Genomic DNA, 25,665 nt, shown 5'->3' with positions numbered 1-25,665 from the left:
GCCCATGCCCCGCTCCGGCGGGGCTTTTCGCTTCTGGAACGCAAATCCGACAATGCCCACGATTCGCCGCCTGCCCGAACTCCTGATCAACCAGATCGCCGCTGGCGAGGTCGTAGAACGACCGGCTTCGGTGCTCAAGGAGGTGCTGGAAAACAGCCTGGACGCCGGTTCGCGCGCAATCGAAGTGCAACTGCAACAAGGCGGCGTCAAGCAGATCCGCATCGCCGACGACGGCTGCGGCATCGACAAGGACGAACTGGGCATCGCGCTGGAACGCCACGCCACCAGCAAGATCGCCTCGCTCGACGATCTCGAATGCGTCGCCACGATGGGCTTCCGCGGTGAGGCGCTCGCGTCGATCGCGTCGGTCGCGCGCGTCACCCTCACCAGCCGGGCGCAGGGCTCGCCGCACGCTTGGCGGATCCATGCGGGTGAAACGTCACCCTCGCCCGCGGCGCTGAACAGCGGCACGGTTGTCGAGGTGAGCGACCTGTACTGGAACGTTCCCGCGCGCCGCAAATTCCTCAAAAGCGAAGGCACCGAGTTCGGCCACTGTGACGACGCCTTTCGCCGCATCGCGCTTGCTCGCCCCGAGGTGGCGTTCCAGCTGCAGCACAACGGCCGTGTCAGCCTGCGGCTGGCTACGGGCGACATGCGTCGGCGTTGCGGCGACATTCTCGGCGAAGAGTTTCTCGAGCACGCTCGCGTGATCGACGTGGAGGCCGCCGGCCTGCGGCTTTCAGGCTTTGCCGCCCTGCCCGCCTACGCACGCGCCAGCCGCGACGCGCAGTACTTCTTCGTCAACGGCCGCTTTGTGCGCGACAAGCTGATCCAGCACGCGCTGCGCGAGGCCTACGCCGACATTCTGCACGGCAGCAAGCACCCGGCATTTGCCCTGTTCCTCGAACTCGACCCGTCCGGCGTCGATGTCAACGTACACCCGGCGAAGACAGAAGTGCGATTCCGCGAAGCACGGGCGATCCATCAGTTCGTGTATCACGCCGTCAGCCGCGGCCTTGCCGCGACGATCGGTACTGTCGCCGCCACGGCGCCGCGTATCGAGACCCATGCGCCGCCAATGCCGCAGCCGGAGCAAATCCGGCTCGCTGTTGAGGAGCCAAGAACACCGTACCACTTTGGCAGCGACTCACCTGTTCGCAGCCCATCGGCCGGCTCAATGGCGGAGTTCTTCCGGCCGGCAGCGCTCAACACCCCCATGCCGCAGACCCTGCCGCTTGCTGCGGCCGACACGGAAGGCGCGCCGCTCGGCTACGCGCTCGCGCAATTGCATGGGGTCTATGTGCTGGCGCAGAACGCACGCGGCCTGATCCTGGTGGACATGCATGCAGCCCACGAGCGGATCCTGTACGAAAAGCTCAAGAACGTGCTCGACGGCGCCCCGAGCACGCAACACCTGCTGATCCCGGCCGTCTTTGGTGCCAGCGCGAAGGAAATGGCGTGTGCCGAAGCGCAGCGCGATACGCTCGACCGCATCGGCTTCGAAATCGCTGCCGCCGGCCCAGCGGAACTCGCCGTGCGCAGCGTGCCAACCCTGCTCGCCCGGGCAGACATCGTCGCCCTGACGCGCGCACTGCTCAGCGAACTGGTGGACTACCCCGCGTCCGACGTCGTTTCCGCGCGCCGCAACGAACTTCTGGCCACGCTCGCGTGCCATGGTGCGGTACGTGCCAATCGCAGCCTGACGCTGCCCGAGATGAACGCACTGCTGCGCGAGATGGAAGCCACGGAGCGCGCCGACCAGTGCAACCATGGCCGGCCGACCTGGGTGCAGCTCTCGATGAGCGACCTCGACAAGCTGTTCCTGCGCGGCCGCTGAGCCGACGCCTGTTGGCACCGAGGGACAAACCGGGGGCCCGGCAAGACAAGGGCCCGTAGCCACGCGAGGCGGACAATATTCCCGACGTCAATGCACACAATGCAGCGACGGTCCGAACAGGGGAACCTTCATGTCCAAATCGCCCTTCGCGAACGAAGTCGCCGCAACCGCCGATCGGCTGCGCCAAGACGGCTTCCAGATCGAATTCTGCTTCGAACGCGGTCAGTTGGTGCTGACACGGCGCGGCCGCCAATTCACCTTCTCGACGAGCGAAGCCGAACGCATGCTGCGGCACGCTCGAACGGTCTGGACCGTCGCGGACGCGGTGAGCTTTGACTGCGCCCTGCTGCATGTAGTGGCCAAGCGCATTTTGGTGAGCGGCCTGCAGGTGTTACCGGATCGTCGGGCTGACCCGCACCACGGCCGCTCAGCGCCCACGCCAGGCAGCCGCGCATTCTTGCGGGGCGACGACAGCGCTCCCAGCAGCCTCAAGCACGTTCGCCGCACTGCACGATGTTCGTTCGCCAATCGAATATATCCGTCCGTCGGAAATGCTGCCAAGCCTTTGCTGGCGCGCTATAACGCGGAATGATCGTGACTAAATGGGCTTGCTGCAGCGCAATGCCGAAAGCATAATCGGCACTCATTCATCAAAGCGCAACAGACGCACTGGCAGCATCGGCGCCTCCCCCGCGTCGCATGCAACGAAAACGGAGACTCGCGCGATGGACAATGTCATTCTTGCCATGCAGGTCAGTCGGGGCGCCGAAGCAGCGCGCGCAGCCGGCATCAGTGTTACGTCGAACCCGCACAACGAACACCTCGACGTGGAATCACCCGATGGTCTGACGGTGCTCGCCGGCAACCTCGCCACCGACATCCTGCGCGAGGCGCGCAAACTGTGGGGCGTTGCTGGTGTCGTCAGCTTCCAGACGGCGCTGCTTTACTGCACCGCGCTGTATCTCTCGCAGCGCCCGCCGGGCTGAGCGCGGGCTACAAAGCTCAATCGCTGCTGCTGAGCTGGCGCACGCGGAAGCCGCGACGCGCCAATAGTGCCGGGATCGCTTCGCGCCCGGCCAGATGACCACTCCCGATCACCACAAAGGCAGGCCGCCCCTCGCGTGCGAGCTTCGCGATGGCATCGGTCATCTCGCGATTCCGGCGATCGAAGAGTTCCTCGAACATTGCCCGGCTTGACGGATCGGCAGCCTGAGCCTTGCGCAGCGCCTCGGCAAGGCCGTTCGCATCGCCGCGCCGCCAGGCACCGACCAGCTCGTCGAGCGATGCACGCAATGAGCCGTCGTCCGCAGCCTTGAGGCTCGCGCGCAGCGACTCGATCTGTTCGCGCTCGGACCCGGCCGCGAGCGCCTGCATTTGCCGTTCAACGGTTTCCAGCTCGACCAGCGCCTTGCCATCGTGCTGCGCGCGGTTGATGAAATGCAGGTCGATGCCGTGAAGTGGTGACAAGCCGGCGCGACTCGCCGCCGCCACCGCGACAAACACGTTCGCCATCGCTGGCGACAGCGCGTCGACCGAATCTTCGGGCATGCCCATCGCCGAGAGCTGTTTGACGAGCCGGCGCCAGTCCGCATTGCCAAGCTGTTCGCGCAAGCCCGCGCCGCCGCCCGACACATCGCCCAGCGCGCCGGCGATGTCCGCCCGCGTCGCATCCACCTCCACCGCCAGCACCTCGGCGCGGCGGAACTTGGATTCGACCGCCGCGGGCAGCGGGAAGCAGTCCGCCCGGCACACGTGCACCGAGCCGAACAACCACATTGGCGCCGCTCCGCCGCTGACTTCCCACAGCAGCAAGGGGGCCGCCTGGGCCGCACACGCCAAGGAAATGCACAGCACGCCACTCAGCGCGCGCAGAAGCCCGCCGCGCCCCCTAGAATGGCGCACCCTGTCAGCCGCTTCGCGCAACGAGTTCATCCGTGTCTTCTCCGTCTATCCGTCCCGATGCTATCGCGCTGATCGGCCCCACCGCCAGCGGAAAAACCGCGTGCGCGCTGGATCTTGCACAGCAGATGCCGTGCGAGATCATCAGTATCGATTCCGCGCTGGTGTTTCGTGAGATGGATATCGGCACCGCCAAGCCGACACCGGCGGAGCTGGCGACCTGCCCGCACCATCTGATCGACGTGATCGATCCGACCGATGCCTATTCCGCCGCCCAGTTTCGCGCCGACGCGATCCGCCTGATCGCGGAGATCCGCGCGCGTGGCCGTGTGCCGCTGCTCGCGGGCGGCACGATGCTTTACCTGAAGGCACTGCACGACGGCCTGTCGGACTTGCCTCAAGCCGATGCCGACATGCGCGCGGAGATCGACGCAGAAGCGCGCATTCGTGGCTGGCCCGCCTTGCATGCAGATCTTGCGCTGATCGATCCGGCCGCGGCCGCACAGCTCAAACCGAATGACGCGCAGCGCATTCAGCGCGCGCTGGAGATCGTGCGCCTGACGGGTCGCTCGCTGGCTGAGAACTACGCGCAGCGGGAAGACGACACCGACACCCCGTCGCTCGCGATTCTCGCGTTGGAACCTTCGGATCGCAGCGTGTTGCATACGCGGATCGCACAGCGGTTCGAGCAAATGCTCGCGATGGGTCTGGTCGACGAGTTGGCGAGTCTTCGCCAGCGCTACCCTCTGAATGCCGAAATGCCCTCGATGCGTTGTGTCGGCTATCGACAAGCATGGGAGCATCTCGATGGCGACTACGACCTGGCCGAGCTGCGCGATCGCGGCATCTATGCCACGCGTCAGCTGGCAAAGCGCCAGATCACCTGGCAACGCAAGTTCGCCGCCACCTGGCCGGAAGTCACCCGCATCGACTGTCTGCGCACGGACTTGGTCGACGCGGTGCGTGAAGCAGCACAGCGCGCCCTCGCGGACTAACGTAGCTCGGCAGCGAATCGGGCGCTGTCGTCCACGCCACGCATCTCGGTTGGCGCGTCCATCAAGTCCGCGTCTGCGATTTCGCGCAGGCGACGCTGCACGCGCTGATCGCGCAAGTCCTGCGCGTCGGCATCTTCGGACAGCGCCCGCCACGTCGACGCGCAGAGGCCCAGCAGCACCAGCGTGAAGGGCAATGCCGAGACGATCGACATCGTCTGCAGCCCCTTGAGCCCGCCACCGATCAGCAGCACCGCGGCAATCAGCGAGATCAACAGCCCCCACACGAGCTTTGTGGCCGCCGAAGGGTTGAGCGAGCCCTTCGACGACAGCATGCCGAGCACGAAGGTTGCCGAATCCGCGGAGGTGACGAAGAAGACGCCCACCACCCCGATCGCGAGCATAGACAGAATCTGCCCCAGGGGCAGGGATTCAAGCAGCAGGAACAGCGCGTTGTCGACGCTGGCCTTTGCGACCGCCGCAATCGGAACGCCGCCGAACATTTCGAGCTGCAGCGCGCTGCCGCCAAAGATCGAGAACCACAGGAAGCTGACCAGCGAGGGCACCAGCATCACGCCAACCATGAATTCCTTGATCGTTCGGCCGTGCGAAATGCGTGCGATGAACATGCCGACAAACGGCGCCCAGGTAATCCACCAGGCCCAGTAGAAGACGGTCCAGTCTGCCGTCCAGGACCCCTGCGTGAAGGGCGTCAAGCGCATTGACTGCTGGATCAAGCCACCGAGGTAAGCGCCTACGGTTGTCGTGAAGGCGTCCATCACGAAAAGCGTCGGCCCCATCACGAGCACGGCGATCGCCAGCAGCGCCGCCAGCACCATGTTGGTGTTGGAGAGCCACTTGATGCCCCGCGCAAGGCCGGTGGCTGAAGACAACAGGAACAGCACCGTCGCGATGCCGATCACCGAGAGCGTCAGCGCGGTGCTCTTTTGCAGGCCGAACACGTGGCTAAGCCCGCCCGAAATCTGCATTGCGCCGAAGCCAAGTGATGTGGCCACACCGAATACCGTGACGACGATTGCAAGGATGTCGATGGTGCGGCCGGCCCAGCCCTCGGCATGCGCGCCCAACAGTGGCCGGAATGCCGCACTCAGCAGCCCAGGCGCCCCACGGTTGAACTTGAAATAGGCCAGCGAGAGTCCCACCACGGCATACAACGCCCAGGGATGGAGGCCCCAATGGAAGAACGATGCGCGCAGCGCGAAACGGGCAGCTTCGGGCGTTGCCGCGTCGATATAGCTGGGGGGAGCGAGGTAGTGCGAAAGCGGTTCGGCCACGCCCCAGAAGACAAGCCCGATCCCCATGCCGGCGGAAAACAGCATGGCGAACCAGGAGCCGCGGCCGAACTCGGGCCGCGCATCCTCGCCGCCAAGCCGAATCCGGCCAAAGCGACCGAAGGCCAGCACCAGCGCGAAGACGACGATGCCAAACACCACCAGCAGGTAGTACCAACCGAAGTTGTGAATCGTCGCGGCGAGCCATCCGGTGGTGGTGGCGGCAAGGCCGGCGGGCGAGATCAGGCCCCAGCCGACAAAGGCGGAGACGATCAGCAGCGACAATCGGAAAACCATGGCAACTCCGGGCTTTGGGTCGAACCCCAAAGGTACGATCCAACGCCCGTCTTCGCCACGTCCGCACACGCCAAGCGCCATGCTGTGGCGGCCACAGCACGGCGACGGGCGGGTCAAGCCCGCCCAGGAACCGTTTAGTCCTTGCGCTTGCCGCCGAGAAGTGCCGCAACGGCACGCAGCGCGCGCTGGGCGCCGCCGACCGGAGCCGCTTCCGGCTTGGCAGGGGTCGCGCTGGCGCGCGGTGCGGCTTCTGAATGGCGCGGCGCCGCGTTGGCATGGCGTTGTTGCTGCGATGCACCGCCCCGGCGCCCCTCGCCTTGCGGCCGGGCCGGGCGATCGGAACGGGTCGTCGTGCCTTCGGCAGCACGCGCGCCGGGCGCTGCGTTGCGGTTACCGGGCTGACCTTGGCCTGAGCGCTTGGGGGCCTGGGCCGTCGCGGCAGCCGGTTTGCCATGACGCGGGCCGGGTTGCGGCCCGCGCGCCGGATGCTGCTGTGGCGACGCATTGCCGCTGCGCGCACCCGCATTGCCGCCACGACCACCGCCAGCATTGCGGCCGCCGCGTGTATGCGCCGGCGCCGGGTGTGCCGGGCGTGCATGCCCAGCGTGAGATTCGCCGCCGGCTGGTAGCGCCACCGGTACGAAATCCGGATCGGTGACACGATCTATCTTGCGCCGCATCAGGCGCTCGATCGCGACGAGGTGCTTCATCTCTTCGTCGTCGACCAGCGAGATCGCGGCGCCGGTCGAACCCGCGCGGCCAGTACGGCCGATACGGTGGACGTAGTCTTCCGGTACGTTCGGCAGTTCGAAGTTCACCACCTGCGGCAGTTGGTCGATATCCAGGCCGCGTGCGGCGATGTCTGTCGCCACCAGCACCTGCAGGTCGCCCGATTTGAATTCGGAGAGCGCGCGTGTGCGGGCGTTCTGGCTCTTGTTGCCATGGATCGCAAGGGCCGGGATGCCGTCCTTGTCGAGCTGCTCGGCCAGGCGATTGGCGCCGTGCTTGGTGCGCGTGAACACCAGCACCTGGAACCACTGGTGCTTCTTGATCAGGTGCGCCAGCAGGTGGCGTTTCTGTTTCTGGCCGATCAGGTGAACCGACTGCGCAACCAGCTCGCTCGCCGTATTGCGACGCGCGACTTCGACATAGCCCGGCTTGTTCATCAGGCCGTCGGCCAGCGCCTTGATCTCGTCCGAGAACGTTGCGGAGAACAGCAGGTTCTGGCGTTGCTTGGGCAGCAGCGCGAGCACCTTCTTGATGTCGCGAATGAAGCCCATGTCGAGCATGCGGTCGGCTTCGTCGAGCACGAGAATTTCGACCTCGGCGAGCGACAGCGTTTTCTGGCCGATGTGGTCGAGCAAACGGCCCGGCGTGGCAACCAGGATATCAAGCGGCTTGCGCAAGCCGGCGATCTGCGGGTTCATGCCCACGCCGCCGAACATCACCATCGAGGTCACGTCCACATGCTTGCCGTAGGTCTGCACCGATTCTTCGACCTGTGCGGCGAGCTCGCGCGTCGGTGTCAGGATCAGGCAACGCGGCTTGCCGGGCGTTGCGCGCTTGGGCTTGGTCACGAGGTGATGCAGGATCGGCAGCGTGAAGCCGGCGGTCTTGCCGGTACCGGTTTGTGCGGCGGCCATCAGGTCACCGCCTTGCATCACGAGGGGAATGGCTTGTGCCTGGATCGGCGTCGGGTGGGTGTAACCGGCTTCGCCGATTGCACGCAAAAGGGGTTCGGCCAGCGCCAGGCTGGCAAACGTAACTTCGGAATTCATCAAACAGCTCCAGCGACGGCCCGTCGCTGTAAACCGAGCGACACCAATCCAGGCAGACGTGAATGAGATCGAGGAGAAGGCCTTGAGTGGCCGGACGATCGGGTGGTAAGCAGAGACCGCTACGACGATTGGCGTTCGCAGGGTGGGCGCAGCATACCCGTGATTCGGGCAAAAGTCAGCCTTGGCGCAGGTCAGCCCCTGCGCCCGGCCTTGAAAACCTCAGGCAATCAGGTCCAGCAGCTTCTGCGGCAAAGGCGCGGATTTGCCGGTATTCAGGTTGATCCACACGGCTTTGGCCTCGCCGGTTGCGTAGGTTTTGCCATTCGCGGCATCGACCAGCTCGTAGCGCGTCTGGACGCTGGAGCGCCCCGGATCACCGACGTAGAGCTTTACCCGCACGGTTGCGGGATAATTGATCGGTTGCAGGAAGGTGCAGGCGGCGTGAACGATCACCGGCGCCTGAGGCTCGGCGGGGTCGCAGACGAAACCCTGCTTGTCGAGCCACTCCACGCGCGCCTGTTCCATGAAGCGGAAGAACACGGTGTTGTTGACGTGTCCGAGCGCGTCCTGATCGCCCCAGCGAACCGGGATGTCGCATTCGTGAAGCAAGGTGCCAGCGTTGTCCTGCATGTTCTGTCTCCGGGTTTTCGCGCCTTGATTCGAGGCGCATCACGGGGGTAATCTACCATACCGTACCGTATGGTGAATGACGTTTTGCGGACACCGGTCGCGCAGACGGGCTGAATTTTCCAGGAGTGTAGGAATGGAACGCGAGTCGATGGAATTCGACGTGCTGGTGGTGGGTGGCGGGCCTGCGGGCCTGTCGGCGGCGATCCGCATCAAGCAACTGGCACAGGAGAAAGGTCAGGACGTCAGCGTCTGCCTGATCGAGAAAGGCGCCGAGATCGGCGCCCACATCCTGTCTGGCGCGGTGATGGATCCGCGCGCGATCAACGAACTGTTCCCCAACTGGAAGGAACTCGGCGCCCCGCTCGAAACCGCCGTCACGCACGACCGCGTGCTGTTCCTCTCCGAATCCGGAGCCACCGAAGTACCGCACTGGGCCACGCCGGCCACGCTGAAGAACGACGGCAACTACATCATCAGCCTCGGCATGCTGGCACGCTGGCTGGGCGAGCAGGCCGAAGCGCTGGGTGTCGAGGTCTATCCGGGTTTTGCCGGCGCGCAGGTGCTCTACGACGAGCAGGGCCGCGTGAAGGGCGTCATCACCGGCGACATGGGCGTAGGCCGCGACGGCGAACCGGGCGGCAACTTCCAGCCAGGCATGGAACTGCATGCGAAGTACACGCTATTTGCCGAAGGCTGCCGCGGCCACCTGGGCAAGCAGCTCGAAGCGAAATTCAACCTGCGCGACGGCGTTGATCCGCAGACCTACGGCATCGGCATCAAGGAGCTGTGGGAGGTGAAGCCGGAGAAGTTCCAGAAAGGTCTGGTGCTGCACTCCGCTGGCTGGCCGATGAACCCCGACACCTACGGCGGCGGGTTCATGTACCACTACGGCGAGAATCTGGTGGCGATCGGCTTTGTGGTGGGCCTCGGGTACAGCAACCCGCATCTGTCGCCGTTTGAAGAATTTCAGCGCTACAAGACGCATCCGTCGATCAAGGGCTACTTCGACGGCGCCAAGCGCATCGCCTACGGCGCGCGTGCAATCACGGCCGGCGGCGTGCAAAGCCTGCCCAAGCTCACCTTCCCGGGGGGCGCGCTGATCGGCGACGACGCGGGCTTCCTCAATGCGGCGCGGATCAAGGGCTCCCACGCCGCAATCAAGAGCGGCATGATGGCCGGTGACGCCGCCTTCGAGGCGGTCGCTGCTGGCCGCGCGCAGGACGAGCTGGTCGCCTATCCGGCGGCCTACAAGCAATCCTGGCTGTTCGACGAACTGTATCGGGCGCGCAACTTCAAACCGTACATGGCCAAGGGCCTGTGGCTCGGCACCCTGCTCTACGGCATCGACCAGCAACTGCTGCGCGGCAAGGCACCGTGGACGCTGCACAACACCGCCGATCACACGAAGCTGAAGAAGGCATCGGAGTGCGCCCCGATCACCTACCCGAAACCCGACGGCGTGCTGACCTTCGACCGCCTCTCATCGGTGTTCCTGTCGAACACCAACCACGAGGAAGATCAGCCCTGCCACCTGCAGCTGAAGGACGCCAGCGTGCCGGTGAAGGTGAACCTCGCGGAGTACGACGCGCCGGAGCAGCGCTACTGCCCGGCTGGCGTTTACGAAATCGTCCGCGAAGAGGCCGGCCCGCGCCTGCAGATCAACGCGCAGAACTGCGTGCACTGCAAGACATGCGACATCAAGGATCCGACGCAGAACATCGTGTGGGTCGTGCCGCAGGGCGGTGAAGGCCCGATCTACCAGCAGATGTAAGCGCCAGCGCGCAAAGAAGAACGCCCGCGGCAATGCGGGCGTTTTCATTACTGCGCGAAGCGCGTGTTCAGCGCAAGATGCGGCTGAAGTAGTTGCGGCCGTTGTTGTTGTCCCAATAGGTCACGCCGTTCACGGTGTACGAGATTGCGTACTCCACCTGTGAGGCGTTGCCAACGTTCAGCTGATAGCGCCACTCCTCGAAGCCCATCGTGTTCGGGTTGCCGATGCTGTAATAGCTCGACGACCAGAAGTCCTTGCTGAATGTCGCTACCGCGGTACTCGACGTCGCCCAGTTGTCGGTGGAATACACAAGCTTCACGTCTTTCGCATACGCAAGGTTGCGCACCGTCACGTAGCCCGACCATGTGGTGACGCCTGCGCCAGCGTAGATCTCCGCGCTGTAGTTCGCGCCGTAGACATTCACGCCATTGCCAAGCAAGGCACCAGCACCCTTACCGAGCTTGTAGTTCGCGCCGCCGTTGTTGTCCCAGAAAGTGGTTCCGTTAACGGAGTACTTGACCGCGAACTCGATCGTGTTGCCGACGGAATCGGGCAACGAATACGACGAGAAGTCGGCGGCCCAGATCTCCTTGTTGGCGCCGCTGCCGCGCACGTAGCTGAGCGGGAAGTCGGCCCAGGTACCGTTTGCTTGTTTGATGTAGGCGGCCACCTGCTTCTGGTAACCAAGATTGGCGACCTCGACCTCAAAACGGCCGTTGTGCCAGTACCCACGGTAGTAGGAAACGTAGCTGTTCGCCTTCTTCAACGCCACTTCGCCAGCTGCCGCGGCAAGGCCCGGCAACACCAACAAGAGAGCGAAAACCAAACTACCAATACGCTTGTGCATTTCATCTACTCCAGATCTTGCATTGCATGGCCCCGAGCCCCCACCACACACGTCATTGCTGCCGTGCGGTCGGGAATCTAGCAACTAGGTGACGTTACCCCTCATTGCACTGATTTATTGATTCATCATCAAATTCGAAGCTCTGCGGCGGGCACGCAGGCAAGTCTCTGATCTGACTGAAGGTGACACATGAGCATGCAGTGCGATCTGGCGGCTCAAAGTGTTGCCATTTCCCAACAACCGCACGTAGATGCGGATACCCGACCGGGCTGCGCAGGGACCGGCAGTCTTGGCTTCGTATCGCGAGGCACCGACATTCAGGTATGGTGAGTGGCAGTCCTTGAACCCACTTGCCGCCATGCCGCGCTTTGCAGCGAACCTGTCCTGGCTGTTCACCGAACTCGACTTCCCTGATCGATTCCAGGCCGCTGCCAGGGCGGGCTTTGATGCCGTCGAGTTCCTCTTCCCCTATGGCTACACCCCGGAAGCGGTAGCGCGATGGCAGCGTGATGCCGGCGTGCAGACCGTGCTGTTCAATCTGCCGCCCGGCGAATGGGCCAACGGCGAACGCGGACTCGCCGCGCAACCGGGTCGCGAACAGGACTTCGCGGCCAGCGTGGAACTCGCCCTGCTGCATGCGCGCGCACTGGGCGTGAAGCGGCTTCACGCGATGGCCGGTCTCACCGATCCGGATCTGCCGCACAGCCTGCAACGCCATGTTTACATCCAGAACCTGCGCCAGGCATGCCGACGGCTCGCGCCCAGCGGCATCGAGCTGTTGATCGAGCCGATCAACCCGGGCGACATGCCGCACTACTTCCTCACCCACGTCTCGCAGGCGCTGGAGATCATTGCCGAAGTCGGCGAGCCGAACTTGCGGCTGCAATTCGACGCCTACCATGTGCATCGCGTTGGGAACGATGTCGGTGCCACATTCGCGGTCGCCCAACCACAGGTTGCGCATATCCAGATCGCCGGCAGCCCGGGTCGCAACGAACCCGATACCGGTACGCTCGACTATCGAATGCTGTTCGCGCAGATCGACGCCGCCGGCTTCGAGGGCTGGATCGGCTGCGAATATCGCCCCGCGGCCGACACGGTAGCCGGCCTGCGCTGGCGGGAGCGCTTGACCGCGCGCTGATCCGCCGGCGGCCAAACCGCCTAAACTGACTGCTCCGCGCCGCACGTAGAGGGCAGTCATGGATCGACCGTCTGGCAGACGTTTCCCGCTTTACGTCCACATCACGACCTTGTTCTTCGTGATGTTGCTTGCCATCGGGGGCCTGCTCGCATGGCTCTCGTATGCGCGCAGCGCCGAGATCATCGAAGAAGCCGTGCAGGATGTCTTCACCCGGATCGTGCGCGAGACGACGAACCAGCTCGAGGGCATCGTCGCGCCAGCGCAAACCGCGCTCAGCCTGCAGGCCGAGCAGCGGGTGGTCCGTGCCCGCAACCTGCCGGACAGGCTCGACAGCCTCGGTTTCTATGCCCGCGCGCTGGAATCGACGCCCTCCGCCACCTCGGTCTATGCCGGCTACGATGACGGCGACTTCTTTCTGGTCCGCAAGCTCGATGATCCGGAAACGATCAAGCTCCTGAACGCGCCCGCTGGCGCCACCTACGCGGTGCAGAGCGTCGAGCGCGATGCGCGCGGCACGGTTGGCGAATTCCTGTTCTTTGACAACGAGTTGCGCCCACTTGGCCGCGATGCCCGCGACAGCTATGCAAGCTACGACCCGCGCGAACGCGGTTGGTACAAACAGGCGAGCGCCGCTACGGGTGTGATCCGTACCGACCCCTACGTCTTCTTCACCACCGCACGTGTCGGTGTAACGCTGGCGCGGCGCAGCATCGACCCGCACGCCATCGTCGGGATCGACATCCGGCTCGAGACGGTCGCGGATCTGCTGAAGCAACAGAAGTTCACGCCCGGCACGCAACTGGTGATCTTCGATGCACAGCGCCGGGTAATCGCCGCGGACCAGATCGAACGGGTCGTGCGCAGCGACCGCAACGGCGAACGGCCGCAGCTGGTGCAGCTCGAATCCTTCGGAAGCCCGGCGCTCGCGCATCTGGGCAAAACCGTAGCAACCGACACCGCGCCGCATCCGAAAGCGCTTCACATCGACGGCCGTGACTGGCACACCGCCGCGGTGCGCCTGCCTGGCAGCGACGCGCGCCCGCTCTTCCTCGCGCTCGCCGTGCCCGATGACGAATTGCTCGCTCACGCGCGGGAACTGCGCAACGAGCTGCTGTTTGCCACCGCCATCGTGATGCTGCTCGCGATCCCGCTCACGCTGGTTGTTGCGCGTGCAGTGGCCAATCCGCTGCGCCGACTGGTCGGCGAGGCTGACGCAATCCGGCACTTCGATTTCACTCGGCCGATCGTGGTGAGCTCATTGGTGCAGGAGGTGGATGATCTCGCCGCGACGATGCAAGGGATGAAGCGGACGATCCGCCGCTTCCTGGACATCTCGTCGGCGATTGCGGCGGAAGACAACTTCGAACGCCTGCTGCCGCGTCTGCTCAACGAGGTCATCGACGCGGCGCAGGCCACCGGCGGCGTGCTCTACCTTGCGGACGCGAGCGGCACACGCCTTACGGCGGCAGCGATCAACCGCAAGGGCGAAACCGAGATCCCGAGTGAGCCCAGATCATTCGCGCTTGATGCCCTGCCCGCACTGCTGCAGGGCGCGCTGGATTCCTCGACGACCGGAGTAATGGCGGGATCGGTAAGCGCGGCCGAACTGCAGGCGGCCCAACTGGATGTCGACGGGTTCGCCGCCCCCGCGGTGGCTTCGCTCGCGGTACCACTCTACAACCGCAAGCAGCAGCGGGTCGGCGCGATGCTGCTCTTCGGCGCGGCGGGAGCGGACGACGCCAAACGCAGCTTCATCGGCGCGCTGTCTGGCACGGCGGCAATCTCGCTCGAAACGCGCGAACTGGTGCAAGCGCAGAAGGCGCTGTTCGAAGCCTTCATCAAACTGATTGCATCCGCGATCGACGCGAAGAGCCCCTACACCGGCGGCCATTGCGCCCGCGTGCCTGAGCTTACAAAGATGCTGGCACGCGCTGCCTGCGCCGCAGACAGCGGCCCATTCAAGGACTTCGCGCTCAGCGAAGAGGCGTGGGAGGCGGTGCATGTGGCCGCGTGGCTACACGACTGCGGCAAGGTCACAACACCCGAGTACGTCGTCGACAAGGCCACCAAGCTGGAGACGATCTACGACCGCATTCACGAAATCCGTACCCGCTTCGAGGTACTCAAGCGCGACGCGGAAATCGCGACGCTGCGCCGCATCCTTGACGGTGAGCCGCGCGAAGCGGCGGAAGCCGAGCTCGACCGTGAACTCGCCGCGCTCGACGCCGATTTCGCCTTCGTTGCAAGCTGCAATGAAGGTGGCGAATTCATGGCGCCGGAACATCAGGCACGACTGCAACGCATCGCCGCACGGACCTGGCTGCGCACGCTGGACGACCGCATCGGCATCTCGCATGAAGAGCGCGAGCGCAAGGCAATGATCCCCGCCGCGCCGCTGCCGGCGCAGGAGGCGCTGCTTGCGGACAAGCCGGAACACGCCATCGCGCGCGGCGCGGCAGAGCATATCGGCACCGACAACCCGTGGGGCTTCCGGCTCGATACGCCGGCCCTGCGCTACAACCGAGGCGAGTTGTACAACCTTTCGATTGGCCGCGGCACGCTGACGGCGGAGGACCGGCACAAGATCAACGATCACATCGTGCAGACGATCGTCATGTTGTCGCAACTGCCCTTCCCGAAGCATCTGCAACAGGTGCCGGAGATTGCCGGCGGGCACCACGAGAAGATGGACGGCACCGGCTACCCGAAGCGCCTCACAGGCAGCGAGATGAGCCCGCTGGCGCGGATGATGGCGATTGCAGACATCTTCGAGGCGCTCACCGCCATCGATCGCCCCTACAAGAAGGGGAAGACCTTGTCGGAGGCGATCGCCATCATGGCGCGCATGCGCGACGAGCAGCACATCGACGCAGAGCTCTTCGCGCTGTTCCTGCGCGCGGGCGTGTATCGCGACTACGCGCAGCGCTTCATGCAACCGCAGTACGTCGACGCGGTGGATATCGAACGCTACCTTGGCGCCCACGCAAGCGCGCAGAAATGAAAACGGCCGGCATCAGGCCGGCCGTCCGGGCAGACGCGCCGGGGCGTCAGAGCGGTTGCTCGGTGTACACCTTGCAATCGCCCGACTTGATCCACACCTCGGTACCACGCTGCGCGATCGTCGGCGGGAAGGTGACGGACTGATCGGTCGCGCAATCCTTCTTGCCGGTGCCATCGGTGATCAGGAAGTCCATCATCGCAGCCTCGCTCGACACAGCGATATCGAGGTAGACACCGAACGCGTCCTTGCCTTCAAAAGCCAGATTGCCCGGCCACTTCGGCGGTTCGTCCTTGACGCCCTTCCACGCATACACGCCCCAGCCCTCGTAGTCGCCACCGACGCGCTGGTAGTGGAAACGCACGGACCCGGGCTTCACGGCACCGATTGTGCCGCTCGCTACCGGCTGCGATTGCTCGGCCGCCACTGGCGCGGACGCAGCGACTTGCGGTGCCGACTGCGCGACCGGGGGTTCTTCCTTGCTGCATGCCACCAGCGCCGAGACGCCGAGGCTAAGGATGGAGGCTTGGATGATTGACGAACACTTCATGGCTGGCTCTGTATGACTGTTGTTTTTGGGAGGAATGCACCAAAGGGCCGCGCCTCGCGATCAACGCCAGGCACTGCCCACCTGGATATAGAAAGCACTGTCTTCCGGACCACGGGCGACATCGAGGCCAGCCAGTAAGCCGAGTTTGCGGGCGATCAGATAGCGAAAACCGCCGCCCCAGGCGTAAGCGATCTCTGCCGCACTGAATTCGGTACGCGGGCCATAGGCCTTGCCGGCACCGCTGAATCCGACCAGCCACCAACGCTCGTCGAGCGCCCAACGCAGTTCCAGTTCGCCGACCGCGGTACTGCGGTCCTGATAGCGTGCTGCCGGAATACCGCGCAGCTTGACGAAAGGCTGGCCCCAGAACGGCACGCCATCCGTCGCATGCTGGTAGTCGCCGCGCAGGCCGAGCACCCACTGCGGGGCGAGCTGCAACCAATGGTATGCACGCAGCCCGTACAGATCGAAACTCATCGATGCGCCGAGCGCCGGGCGGATGAAGTTGGCTTCACCCTCGACGTAGGTACCCTTGTTGGGCGAGAGAAAGTTGTCGCGGGTGTCGTAGTCGACCAGCAAGCCGGCGCTGCCGATGCGCGCCTTGGTCGATTCCGGCAGCAGTTCAGGCGGGCGCTCCCGCTCGAAGCTCATCGTGGAGTCGAGATAGGCATAGCGCGCGCCAACCAGCCACGGCGTATCCGCAACGCGCATCAGCACCTGCTGCACCGTGCCCAGGCCCTCGACGCCGTAACGCCGGGCCTGGCCAGTCAGGCCATAGTAGTCGAGCCGGATGTCGAGCTTCGCGACGCCACCGAGATAGCGGATGCGGTCGCCCTGCCAGGTGTGCATGTGGCCGGCGAAGCCACCCCAGGTGCCGTTCTCGGTCTTGAAGCCGCCGATCGCCGAGATGTTCGGCGGTGCTGCGCGCCCGGATTCCTCCAGGTTCTTCTGCGCCGCCTCGGACATCGACTGATCGAAGAACGCGGCCACCATGCCGCCGCCGTAGCCCACGGCCGGCTCGGTGATGATCACCGGGACCGGCAGCAGGCCCTTGTAGTCGAGCAGATACTCGCTGGTGTCGAAGCGGCCATCCTCGGGGTCGGTGAACTTCTCCGGCGCGGCAAACGCAGCCCCGGCACACAGCCCCAACAGCAAGGTGCCGCCACGAACCAGCAAGGCAGTCATCAGCCCAGCCAGACGCGCGCGTTGCGGAACATGCGCATCCACGGCGAATCCTCGCCGAGGAAGTCCGGCGCCCAGGACATCTGCAGCGTGCGGCGGCAGCGCTCCGGGTGCGGCATCATGATCGTGAAGCGGCCGTCCGGCGTCGTCAGGCCCGCGATGCCCGCGGGCGAACCGTTCGGGTTCGCCGGGTAGCGCGTAGCCACCTGACCCGCGTTGTCGATGTAACGCAGCGCGATCTTCGCGTTGTCCTGCGCATCGATGCCGTCGAACACCGCGCGGCCTTCGCCGTGCGACACCACGATCGGCATGCGGCTGCCCGCCATGCCGGCGAACAGGATCGACGGGTTTTCCGGGATCTCCGCCATCACGAAGCGCGCTTCGAACTGCTCGCTGCGGTTGCGCTGGAAGGTAGGCCAGCACTCTGCACCGGGGATGATCGGAGCGAGGTGCGCCATCATCTGGCAACCATTGCAGACGCCCAGCGCAAAGGTGTCGCTGCGGCCGAAGAAAGCCTCGAACTGTGCGCGCAAGGCATCCGAGAACAGGATCGACTTCGCCCAGCCCTGCCCCGCGCCCAGCACGTCGCCGTACGAGAAGCCGCCGCAGGCCGCGAGGCCCTTGAACTGGTCCAGCGTGTAGCGGCCGGAGAACAGGTCGGACATGTGCACATCAAACGGCTCGAAGCCGGCGCGTTCGAACGCGGAGGCCATTTCGGCCTGCGAGTTCACGCCCTGCTCGCGCAGGATCGCGATTTTCGGCCGCGCGCCGGTAGCGATCATCGGCGCAGCGATGTCGTCGGCCGCGTCGAAGGACAGCGATACCGACAGGCCCGGGTTGCTGGCGTCGAGCAGGCCGTCGAATTCTTCCTGTGCGCAGGTGGCGTCGTCGCGGATCTTCGCGATCTGGTAGCTGACTTCGCTCCAGGCGCGCTGCAGTTCTGCACGCGGTGCGGCGAAGATCATCTTCGCGTTGCGCCAGATGCGCAGTTCATCGCGATCGTTCGGCTGACCGATGAAGTGGGCGGCGCCACCGAGTTGGTGCGCGGTCAGCGTGGCCAGCACCGCATCGCGTTGGTCGCGGCGGATCTGGATCACTGCGCCAAGTTCTTCGGCGAAGAGCGCCGCCAGCACGCGATCGTTGAAGCGGCCGGCGAGCATGCCGGCTTTCTTCTCGCCGCCATCCACATCCGACAGGTGGCCGTCGTAGGCGATCGAATCGAGCTCCAGCGACACGCCGGTGTGGCCCGCGAAGGCCATCTCGGCCACGGTGGCGAGCAGGCCACCATCGCCGCGGTCGTGATAGGCGAGCACGCGATCATCGCGCTTGAGCTCGGCCATCGCGGCCACGAAGGCCTTCAGCGTTTCCGCATCGATATCCGGCGCGTGTTCGCCGACCGAGTTGAAGCACTGCGCAAACACCGAACCACCCAGGCGATGCTTGCCGCGGCCCAGATCGACCAGCACCAGCTCTGTCTCCACACCCGGCAGGGTCTTGAGTTCCGGCGTCAGGGTGCGGCGCACATCGCCGACCGGCGCGAAGGCAGTCACGATCAGCGACAGTGGTGCAACGACTTTCTTCTCGGCGCCTTCGTCCTGCCACACCGTCTTCATCGACAGCGAATCCTTGCCAACCGGGATCGCCAGCTGTGCGCCCTGGCAGAACTCGGACACCGCCTTCACGGTGGCGAACAGGTGGGCGTCCTCGCCACGGTGGCCGCAGGCGGCCATCCAGTTGGCGGAGAGCTTGATCTGCTTCATGTCCGACACATCAGCGGCGAGCAGATTGGTCACCGACTCGCCGACCGCCATGCGACCAGACGCTGCCGGCGACACGCAGGCGAGCGGCGTACGCTCGCCCATCGCCATCGCTTCACCCAGGTAGCCGTGGAAGCTGGCAGTAGTCACCGCGACGTCAGCCACCGGCACCTGCCACGGGCCGACCATCTGATCACGCGCGGTCTGGCCGCCCACCGAACGGTCTCCGATGGTGATGAGGAAGTTCTTCGACGCGACGGTCGGGTTGCGCAGCACGCGGCCCACGGCGTCCGCCAGGTCCACCGCGGTGGTATCGAGCGGCGGCAGGAAGATGTCGCGCTTGGCCACGTCGCGCGTCATGCGCGGCGGCTTACCGAGCAGCACTTGCATGTCCATGTCGACCGGCTTATTGCCGAAGTGACTGTCGCTCACCGTCAGGCGGCCATCGGCCGTGGTGGTGCCGAGCACCGCAAACGGGCAGCGCTCGCGCACACAGATCGCTTCGAAGTCGGCCAGGCGGTCCGGCGAGATCGCGAGGACATAGCGCTCCTGCGCTTCGTTCGACCAGATCTCGCGCGGGCTCATGCCCGGCTCTTCGATCTGGATGTTGCGCAGCTCGAAGTGCGCGCCCAGCTTGGCGTGATCGGCCAGTTCCGGCATCGCGTTGGAGAGGCCACCCGCGCCAACGTCGTGGATCGCCAGGATCGGGTTGTTCTCGCCCTGCTGCCAGCAGGCATCGATCACCTCCTGAGCGCGACGCTCGATTTCCGGGTTGCCGCGCTGCACCGAGGCGAAGTCCAGATCCGCGGTATTGGTGCCGGTCGCCATCGACGAGGCAGCGCCGCCGCCCAGGCCGATCAGCATGCCGGGGCCGCCGAGCTGGATCAGCAGCGTGCCGGGTGCGAAGTCGCTCTTGAAGGATTGCTCGGCCTGGATGCTGCCGACGCCGCCCGCGATCATGATCGGCTTGTGGTAGCCGCGCACCTCGCCCATCACTTCCTGCTCGAAGGCACGGAAGTAGCCGGTCAGGTTCGGGCGGCCGAACTCGTTGTTGAACGCGGCCGCGCCGAGCGGGCCGTCGATCATGATTTGCAGCGCGGAGGCAATGCGTTCCGGCTTGCCGTAGTTCACTTCCCAGGGCTGCTCATAGCCCGGGATACGCAGGTTCGACACGGTGAAGCCCGCGAGGCCCGCCTTGGGCTTGGAGCCACGGCCGGTCGCGCCTTCGTCGCGGATTTCGCCGCCCGCGCCGGTCGACGCGCCCGGGAAGGGCGAGATCGCGGTCGGGTGGTTGTGCGTCTCGACCTTGGCGAGGATGTGGGTCAGCTCCGGCTTGTAGCTCCAGCGACCATCCTTCTCCGGATAGAAGCGCTGGACCTCGGCGCCCTCGAAGATCGCGGCGTTATCCGAGTACGCGACCACGGTGTGCTCGGGCTGCGCCTTGTGGGTATCGCGAATCATGCCGAACAGGGTTTTCTCTTCGGCGCGGCCGTCGATCACCCAGCTGGCGTTGAAGATCTTGTGGCGGCAGTGCTCAGAGTTCGCCTGCGCGAACATCATCAGCTCCACGTCGGTCGGGTTGCGGCCCATCTTCGTGAAGTTGTCGACCAAGTAGTCGATTTCGTCATCCGACAAGGCCAGGCCCAGTTCGCCGTTGGCCACTTCCAGCGCGACACGGCCACCGCCGATGATGTCGACCGTGGTGAGCGGCTGCGGCGCATAGTGGGCGAAAAGGCCGTGCGCAGCGTCGACATTGTCGAGCACCGATTCGGTCATGCGATCGTGCAGCACCGGCAGCGCGGCAGCGCGGGCTTCGGCATCAAGGCCACCACGCACTTCAAGCGTGTAGGCGGTGCCGCGCTCGATCCGCTTGATCTTCGCGAAGCCGCAGTTGTGCGCGATGTCGGTGGCCTTCGACGACCAGGGCGAGATCGTGCCCAGGCGCGGCGTGACCAGCAGCAGTTCGCCCGCGGGCGCGTCACCCTGCGGATAGGCGCCGATCAGGTCGGCCAAGCGCTCGGCCTCGTCGCCAGCGAGCGGCGCGTCGATCTCGACGAAGTACCAGTGTTCAGCGGCAAGCCCCTTCAACTTCGGCAGGGCGGATTTGAGCTGGGCCGTGAGGCGCTCCAGACGGGAAGCGGAAAGCGCGGGCGCGCCACGCAGCTTGAGGATCTCGGGCATGGTGGTTCCGAAGGGGCTAGCCAGGGGATTCGGTTGCGAGCGGTGCGCTGAATGGGCGCCGCCCTTGAAAAAACGTAGATTATACCGGCACTTGGCGACTTTCCGGGAGGCTTTCGAAGGCTCTTGAAACGGCTCGCCGCGGCCCAAACTTGAACAGAGTGTTATTGAGACGGGAGTCCAGCATGGCCAGCAGCGAATTTGTCTTCGACGTCACGCTTGAGAATTTCGAAGACCGCGTGATCGCGGCATCGATGCAGGTGCCCGTGTTGGTGGACTTCTGGGCGCCTTGGTGTGGCCCTTGCCGCGCGCTTGGGCCCATGCTCGAGAAGCTCGCGGCCGAGTTCGGCGGCAAGTTCCTGCTCGCCAAAATCAATTCGGACGAGAACGTGGCGCTTGCGCAACGTTTTGGCGTGCGAGGCATCCCGAACGTGAAGGCTGTCGTCAATGGCGAAGTGGTGGATGAGTTCACCGGCGCCCTGCCCGAAGCAACGCTGCGCGCGTTCGTGCAAAGCCTGCTCCCGTCGGCCGCCGCCCCGCTTCGCGAAGCAGCACGCACGGCACGCGAGCAGGGTCGCCTCGACGAAGCCCGTGCGCTGCTCGAGCAAGCGCTGGATGTCGATCCGAGAGACGAGGAGAGCTACCTCGACCTGGCGGATGTCCTGCTGGACGAGCCGGATCTGCCGACCGCACGCCTGCTGCTCGACAACGTCACCGAACCGGCCCGCGACCCGGACCGCGTGGCCGCATTGCGCGCCCGCCTCGCACTGCTCGACGGTGCCCCCGACACAACCGAGCGCGATGCACTGGAGGCGCGCATCGCTGCAGACCCGGCCGATCTGGGCGCGCGGCTGGCGCTTGCACGCCTGCTGTCCGCCCGCCGCGACTATGAGCCCGCCCTCGCACAACTGCTGGAAATCGTGCGGCGCGACCGCACCTTCGAGGACGATGCCGGCCGGCTGATGATGCTGCAACTTTTCGCCGCAATCAGCGATGACGCCTTGGTCCGCCGCTACCGTTCCGAATTGGCCTCAACGCTGAACCGCTAAAGACCACGCCGTGGGTGCCGTTATCCGTTAGTGCCTGCCGTACCAGGCACACCGGATAAACAAGAGCAGAAAGCTGGAGGAGCTCCCACATGGGCAACCTGACCGTCAAGGCCAAACTTGGTCTGCTGGTTCTCATTTCGATCGGCACGCTACTGCTGGTCGGCATTTCCGGCTGGGTGGGCATTAGCCGGGTCGGCAGCGCAATGTCGCAACTGGGCGAAACGCAATTGCCCGCGGTCATCGCGCTCTCCGATGTGCGCAGCAACCAGTACGCGCTGTATGCCTACACGCTGGAAGCGGCTACCTGGGAGAAGGAGAAGTACGCCAATTCCCAGTTCAAGAACATTCTTGAACGCAAGGAAAAGGCCACGGCGGCACTCGACAAGGCACTGAAAGCCTATGCCAGCCAGAAACGTACGGAAGACGAAGAGAAAGCCTGGAAGACACTGGAACCGGGCCTGAAACGCTGGCGCGATTTCGACGTCAAGCTCAACACCGTGATCACCGATCTGGGCAACAACGCCGAGTTCGAACACCAGGCCGAGCTGTTCGAGAAGTACTACTTCTATGTCACCGACTGGAAGGACGCCCAGTACGCCGTCGAACGCAACCTGAACAAGCTCGTCGAGCTCAACGTCAAGTATGCGAAAGAGGCCAGCGACTCGGGCACCCTCTCGCGTAAAGCCGCCGTCGGGGCGATGCTGACGGTGTTTGCAATCGCCGTTGCCACGCTGCTGGCGCTCGGCTGGATCTTCTTCAAGAGCATCACCGGCGCGCTCGACAAGATGCGGCGCGCGATCACTTCGGTGGCTGCCAATAACGACTTCACGATCCGCGCGGACGTCACCAGCAACGACGAAACCGGGCAGACGGCCAAGGCCTTCAACCAGTTGCTCGAGCAGATGCAGGAATCGCTGCGCGAGGTGCTGAGCAACGCGCAGAACATCTCGGAAGCTGCCCACAAAGCATCCGACGCGGCACAGCAGGTGTCCGACGCCTCCACCAGCCAGAGCGAATCCGCTTCGGCGATGGCCTCGGCGATTGAAGAGATGACCGTCTCGATCAACCACATCACCGACAGCACCCGCGACGCGCAGCACCGTGCGCACGACGCCGGCAGCGCAGCCGATTCGGGCGCCACCATCATCGCCCAGACCAACAGCGAGATGGATCACATTGCGGGCACGGTGCAAACCGCGGGCGAGACGATCAACGACCTGGGTCGCCAGTCCGACAAGATCTCCGGGATCATGCAGGTGATCAAGGAAGTCGCCGACCAGACCAACCTGCTCGCACTCAACGCCGCGATCGAAGCCGCTCGGGCGGGCGAACAAGGCCGCGGGTTCGCGGTGGTGGCGGACGAAGTGCGCAAGCTCGCGGAGCGTACCCGCAAGGCAACCGAAGAAATCAGCCAGATGGTCGTCACGATGCAGGGCTCTGCCCGCAACGCGGTCACCGGCATGGATTCGGTCGTCAGCCGTGTTTTCGAGGGCAAGGAGTTGTCCGATCAAGCGGCCGCCCGCATGAACGAGATCCAAGGGTCGGCCAGCCAGGTAACGGAGGCGATCAACGAGATCTCTGCCGCCCTGAACGAGCAGAGCGCCGCCGCGCAGGACATCGCGCGCCAGGTCGAACACGTTGCCCGCATGAGCGAGGACAACAGCTACGCCGCCCAGGAAACGGCCCGCATCTCGCAAGAGCTGGACAACTTTGCCTCGGCGCTACGCGACGCCGCTTCGCGATTCAAGGTTTGAGCAACCAGGAAGCCAACCCGCCCACACGATAGGAGCAGCGCCATGCGCAACCTAAGCATCCGCACCCGGCTTGGCATTCTGGTGATGGTCGCGGTGCTTGCGGTGGTGGTTGCTGCGGTGGGCGGATGGGTTGGCTTGCGCGCCATCGGCAGCACGCTGTCCGACGTCACGCAGCAACAGATGCCGGGCCTGGTGGGCCTGCAGCAGGTTCGCGCGGGCCAGGCCCAGGTCATCGAGGCCACCCTTGAGGTCGCGCTCAAAGAGCAGGACATGTATGCGCAGGAGTTCTTCAAGAACCTCATGGCCAGCAAGGACCGCGCCTGGAAGGAAATCGACGCGGGCTGGAAGGCCTATGCCGCTGCCCCGCGCGGGCCAGAAGAAGAAAAGGCCTGGGCCGCGCTGAAACAGCCGTTTGACGCCTGGCGCGAGCAGGACGCCGCGCTCAACGAAGTCATCGCAAGCCTTAGCACCAACGACCAGCCGGTCAAGCAACGCGAGTTGTTCGAGACCTACTACAAGCTGATCGATACCCAACGGGCCGCTGCGGCCGTGGTGCGCGAGCATCTGGGCAAACTGCAGACCCTGAGCCTCAACCGGATGGGTGAAACGCGCAACGGCGCCGCCGCGACGATTTCACGCTTCTCCGCCTTCGGCGCGCTGATCGCCCTGGGCTCGATCGCCGTTCTGACGGCACTGGCCTTCGTGATCGTGCGGGCGGTGGTCGGCTCGCTCGACGCAATCCGCAGCACCATCGTCGCGGTGGCGGGCAGCGGTGACTTCACACTGCGCGCACAGGTCCGCGCCACCGATGAGACCGGCCAGACCGCCGCCGCATTCAACCAACTGGTCGAGCAGATGCAAGGCTCGTTGCGCGAGGTGCTGGTAAACGCCGAGCGGATTGCTGACGCTTCCGGTCGCGCGTCAGGCGCTGCACAGCAGGTCTCCGAAGCCTCGTCGCGCCAGAGCGAATCCGCGTCCGCCATGGCATCGGCGATCGAGGAAATGACGGTTTCGATCAACCACATCACAGACTCGACACACGATGCGCAGCACCGCGCGCACGAGGCGGGCAGCGCCGCCGACTCAGGCGCCACCATCATCGCCCAGACCAACAGCGAGATGGATCAGATCGCCGGCACGGTGCAAACCGCCGGCGAAACGATCAACGACCTGGGGCGTCAGTCCGACAAGATCTCCGGAATCATGCAGGTGATCAAGGAAGTTGCCGACCAAACCAACCTGCTCGCGCTCAACGCTGCGATCGAAGCGGCGCGGGCAGGAGAACAGGGGCGTGGCTTTGCGGTCGTGGCGGACGAAGTGCGCAAACTGGCGGAACGTACCCGCAAGGCGACCGAAGAGATCAGCCAGATGGTCCTGACGATGCAAAGCTCGGCACACGATGCGGTGGCCGGCATGGATTCGGTCGTAACCCGGGTCTTCGACGGCAAGCGTCTGTCGGATCAGGCGGCGGACAGGATGAATGCGATCCAGGGTTCCGCCACGCACGTCAGCGCTGCGATCAACGAAATCTCGGCCGCACTGACCGAACAGAGCGCCGCCGCGCAGGATATTGCCCGCAAGGTCGAAAGCGTTGCCCAGATGAGCGAGGACAACAGCCAAGCCGCGCAAGAGACATCGCGCGTGGCGGAGGAACTCAACCGCTTCGCCGGCGCCCTGCGCGAAGCGGCCAACCGGTTCCGCGTCTAGGCGCGT

Annotated in this window: 18 protein-coding genes; 10 read left to right on the top strand and 8 right to left on the bottom strand. The window is 64.9% G+C overall.

Annotation, left to right across the window (positions count from 1 at the left end; genetic code table 11):
• Nucleotides 1-52 precede the first annotated feature (52 nt).
• The 3 genes from mutL (at nt 53) to HH302_RS02935 (ending at nt 2,823) form a co-directional block, all read left to right on the top strand.
• The gene (gene mutL / locus HH302_RS02945; RefSeq protein ID WP_172197987.1) at nt 53-1,837 is read left to right on the top strand and encodes a DNA mismatch repair endonuclease MutL; all 1,785 of its coding nucleotides are present in this window, start codon (nt 53-55) and stop codon (nt 1,835-1,837) included.
• A 130-nt stretch (nt 1,838-1,967) separates the two neighbouring features.
• Nucleotides 1,968-2,429 carry a hypothetical protein gene (locus HH302_RS02940; protein ID WP_172197984.1) on the top strand — a complete coding sequence of 154 codons (462 nt, stop codon included), beginning with the start codon at nt 1,968-1,970 and terminating at the stop codon, nt 2,427-2,429.
• A 133-nt stretch (nt 2,430-2,562) separates the two neighbouring features.
• Nucleotides 2,563-2,823 (top strand): hypothetical protein, encoded by a 261-nt coding sequence (locus tag HH302_RS02935; RefSeq protein ID WP_172197981.1) that lies wholly within the window; start codon nt 2,563-2,565, stop codon nt 2,821-2,823.
• Nucleotides 2,824-2,839: 16 nt separating this feature from the next.
• Here HH302_RS02935 and HH302_RS02930 read toward each other — a convergent pair whose 3' ends face one another.
• Nucleotides 2,840-3,769: a TraB/GumN family protein gene (locus HH302_RS02930; RefSeq protein WP_172197978.1), complete on the bottom strand. Its 930-nt coding sequence runs from the start codon at nt 3,767-3,769 to the stop codon at nt 2,840-2,842.
• Between the two features lie 2 nt (nt 3,770-3,771).
• Between HH302_RS02930 and miaA the strand changes: the two genes are divergently transcribed.
• Complete coding sequence (gene miaA / locus HH302_RS02925) at nt 3,772-4,731, top strand: tRNA (adenosine(37)-N6)-dimethylallyltransferase MiaA (protein WP_371814554.1); 960 nt, start codon at nt 3,772-3,774, stop codon at nt 4,729-4,731.
• On the opposite strand, the gene HH302_RS02920 is transcribed toward miaA, so the two are convergent.
• The 3 genes from HH302_RS02920 to HH302_RS02910 all read right to left on the bottom strand — a co-directional run bounded on the left by HH302_RS02920 (nt 4,728) and on the right by HH302_RS02910 (nt 8,725).
• Nucleotides 4,728-6,317 (bottom strand): BCCT family transporter, encoded by a 1,590-nt coding sequence (locus HH302_RS02920; RefSeq protein ID WP_172197975.1) that lies wholly within the window; start codon nt 6,315-6,317, stop codon nt 4,728-4,730. The two genes, miaA and HH302_RS02920, sit on opposite strands and share 4 nt — an antisense overlap.
• 134 nt (nt 6,318-6,451) lie before the next feature.
• Nucleotides 6,452-8,095, bottom strand: coding sequence for a DEAD/DEAH box helicase (locus HH302_RS02915; protein ID WP_172197972.1), 1,644 nt, complete (start codon nt 8,093-8,095; stop codon nt 6,452-6,454).
• Nucleotides 8,096-8,314: 219 nt separating this feature from the next.
• Complete coding sequence (locus HH302_RS02910) at nt 8,315-8,725, bottom strand: thioesterase family protein (protein WP_172197969.1); 411 nt, start codon at nt 8,723-8,725, stop codon at nt 8,315-8,317.
• A gap of 133 nt (nt 8,726-8,858) precedes the next feature.
• On the opposite strand from HH302_RS02910, the gene HH302_RS02905 reads away from it, so the two are divergent.
• Entirely contained in the window at nt 8,859-10,496 is a 1,638-nt protein-coding gene (locus HH302_RS02905) for an electron transfer flavoprotein-ubiquinone oxidoreductase (protein ID WP_172197966.1), read from the top strand.
• A 67-nt stretch (nt 10,497-10,563) separates the two neighbouring features.
• Here the strand turns inward: HH302_RS02905 and HH302_RS02900 are convergent, their stop codons facing one another.
• Nucleotides 10,564-11,343, bottom strand: a complete 780-nt coding sequence (locus tag HH302_RS02900; protein WP_172197963.1) for an endonuclease — start codon at nt 11,341-11,343, stop codon at nt 10,564-10,566.
• A 340-nt stretch (nt 11,344-11,683) separates the two neighbouring features.
• Here HH302_RS02900 and otnI point away from each other — a divergent pair, with 340 nt between their 5' ends.
• Together otnI and HH302_RS22405 are read left to right on the top strand one after the other, a co-directional pair.
• Nucleotides 11,684-12,484 carry a 2-oxo-tetronate isomerase gene (gene otnI / locus HH302_RS02895; RefSeq protein WP_253945980.1) on the top strand — a complete coding sequence of 267 codons (801 nt, stop codon included), beginning with the start codon at nt 11,684-11,686 and terminating at the stop codon, nt 12,482-12,484.
• A 58-nt stretch (nt 12,485-12,542) separates the two neighbouring features.
• A complete protein-coding gene (locus HH302_RS22405) occupies nt 12,543-15,485 on the top strand; it encodes an HD domain-containing phosphohydrolase (protein WP_172197960.1) in 2,943 nt (980 codons plus the stop codon).
• A 46-nt stretch (nt 15,486-15,531) separates the two neighbouring features.
• Here the strand turns inward: HH302_RS22405 and HH302_RS02885 are convergent, their stop codons facing one another.
• The 3 genes from HH302_RS02885 to purL are packed head-to-tail and all read right to left on the bottom strand — an operon-like array spanning nt 15,532 to nt 21,152.
• Nucleotides 15,532-16,032 carry a pullulanase-associated domain-containing protein gene (locus HH302_RS02885; protein ID WP_172197957.1) on the bottom strand — a complete coding sequence of 167 codons (501 nt, stop codon included), beginning with the start codon at nt 16,030-16,032 and terminating at the stop codon, nt 15,532-15,534.
• Nucleotides 16,033-16,092: 60 nt separating this feature from the next.
• Entirely contained in the window at nt 16,093-17,259 is a 1,167-nt protein-coding gene (locus HH302_RS02880) for an outer membrane protein assembly factor (protein ID WP_216661745.1), read from the bottom strand.
• On the bottom strand, nt 17,217-21,152 hold the full coding sequence (gene purL, locus HH302_RS02875; protein ID WP_172197954.1) for a phosphoribosylformylglycinamidine synthase: 3,936 nt from the start codon (nt 21,150-21,152) through the stop codon (nt 17,217-17,219). The genes HH302_RS02880 and purL overlap by 43 nt, the downstream gene beginning before the upstream one ends.
• Before the next feature lie 182 nt (nt 21,153-21,334).
• Between purL and HH302_RS02870 the strand changes: the two genes are divergently transcribed.
• The 3 genes from HH302_RS02870 to HH302_RS02860 all read left to right on the top strand — a co-directional run bounded on the left by HH302_RS02870 (nt 21,335) and on the right by HH302_RS02860 (nt 25,659).
• Nucleotides 21,335-22,198 (top strand): tetratricopeptide repeat protein, encoded by an 864-nt coding sequence (locus HH302_RS02870; protein ID WP_172197951.1) that lies wholly within the window; start codon nt 21,335-21,337, stop codon nt 22,196-22,198.
• An 89-nt stretch (nt 22,199-22,287) separates the two neighbouring features.
• The gene (locus tag HH302_RS02865; RefSeq protein WP_172197947.1) at nt 22,288-23,952 is read left to right on the top strand and encodes a methyl-accepting chemotaxis protein; all 1,665 of its coding nucleotides are present in this window, start codon (nt 22,288-22,290) and stop codon (nt 23,950-23,952) included.
• A 42-nt stretch (nt 23,953-23,994) separates the two neighbouring features.
• Entirely contained in the window at nt 23,995-25,659 is a 1,665-nt protein-coding gene (locus tag HH302_RS02860) for a methyl-accepting chemotaxis protein (RefSeq protein ID WP_172197944.1), read from the top strand.
• Nucleotides 25,660-25,665: the final 6 nt, after the last annotated feature.

Source organism: Niveibacterium sp. COAC-50 (genome assembly GCF_013184235.1).
In the GTDB taxonomy this organism is placed as follows: Bacteria; Pseudomonadota; Gammaproteobacteria; order Burkholderiales; family Rhodocyclaceae; genus Niveibacterium; species Niveibacterium microcysteis.
This window is presented reverse-complemented; position numbering and strand designations above follow the sequence as displayed.

Coding starts and splice junctions, on each gene's coding strand:
- mutL (WP_172197987.1), top strand. CDS start 53: ATGCCCACGATTCGCCGCCTGCCCGAACTCCTGATCAACCAGATCGCC.
- HH302_RS02940 (WP_172197984.1), top strand. CDS start 1,968: ATGTCCAAATCGCCCTTCGCGAACGAAGTCGCCGCAACCGCCGATCGG.
- HH302_RS02935 (WP_172197981.1), top strand. CDS start 2,563: ATGGACAATGTCATTCTTGCCATGCAGGTCAGTCGGGGCGCCGAAGCA.
- HH302_RS02930 (WP_172197978.1), bottom strand. CDS start 3,769: ATGAACTCGTTGCGCGAAGCGGCTGACAGGGTGCGCCATTCTAGGGGG.
- HH302_RS02920 (WP_172197975.1), bottom strand. CDS start 6,317: ATGGTTTTCCGATTGTCGCTGCTGATCGTCTCCGCCTTTGTCGGCTGG.
- HH302_RS02915 (WP_172197972.1), bottom strand. CDS start 8,095: ATGAATTCCGAAGTTACGTTTGCCAGCCTGGCGCTGGCCGAACCCCTT.
- HH302_RS02910 (WP_172197969.1), bottom strand. CDS start 8,725: ATGCAGGACAACGCTGGCACCTTGCTTCACGAATGCGACATCCCGGTT.
- HH302_RS02905 (WP_172197966.1), top strand. CDS start 8,859: ATGGAACGCGAGTCGATGGAATTCGACGTGCTGGTGGTGGGTGGCGGG.
- HH302_RS02900 (WP_172197963.1), bottom strand. CDS start 11,343: ATGCACAAGCGTATTGGTAGTTTGGTTTTCGCTCTCTTGTTGGTGTTG.
- HH302_RS22405 (WP_172197960.1), top strand. CDS start 12,543: ATGGATCGACCGTCTGGCAGACGTTTCCCGCTTTACGTCCACATCACG.
- HH302_RS02885 (WP_172197957.1), bottom strand. CDS start 16,032: ATGAAGTGTTCGTCAATCATCCAAGCCTCCATCCTTAGCCTCGGCGTC.
- purL (WP_172197954.1), bottom strand. CDS start 21,152: ATGCCCGAGATCCTCAAGCTGCGTGGCGCGCCCGCGCTTTCCGCTTCC.
- HH302_RS02870 (WP_172197951.1), top strand. CDS start 21,335: ATGGCCAGCAGCGAATTTGTCTTCGACGTCACGCTTGAGAATTTCGAA.
- HH302_RS02865 (WP_172197947.1), top strand. CDS start 22,288: ATGGGCAACCTGACCGTCAAGGCCAAACTTGGTCTGCTGGTTCTCATT.
- HH302_RS02860 (WP_172197944.1), top strand. CDS start 23,995: ATGCGCAACCTAAGCATCCGCACCCGGCTTGGCATTCTGGTGATGGTC.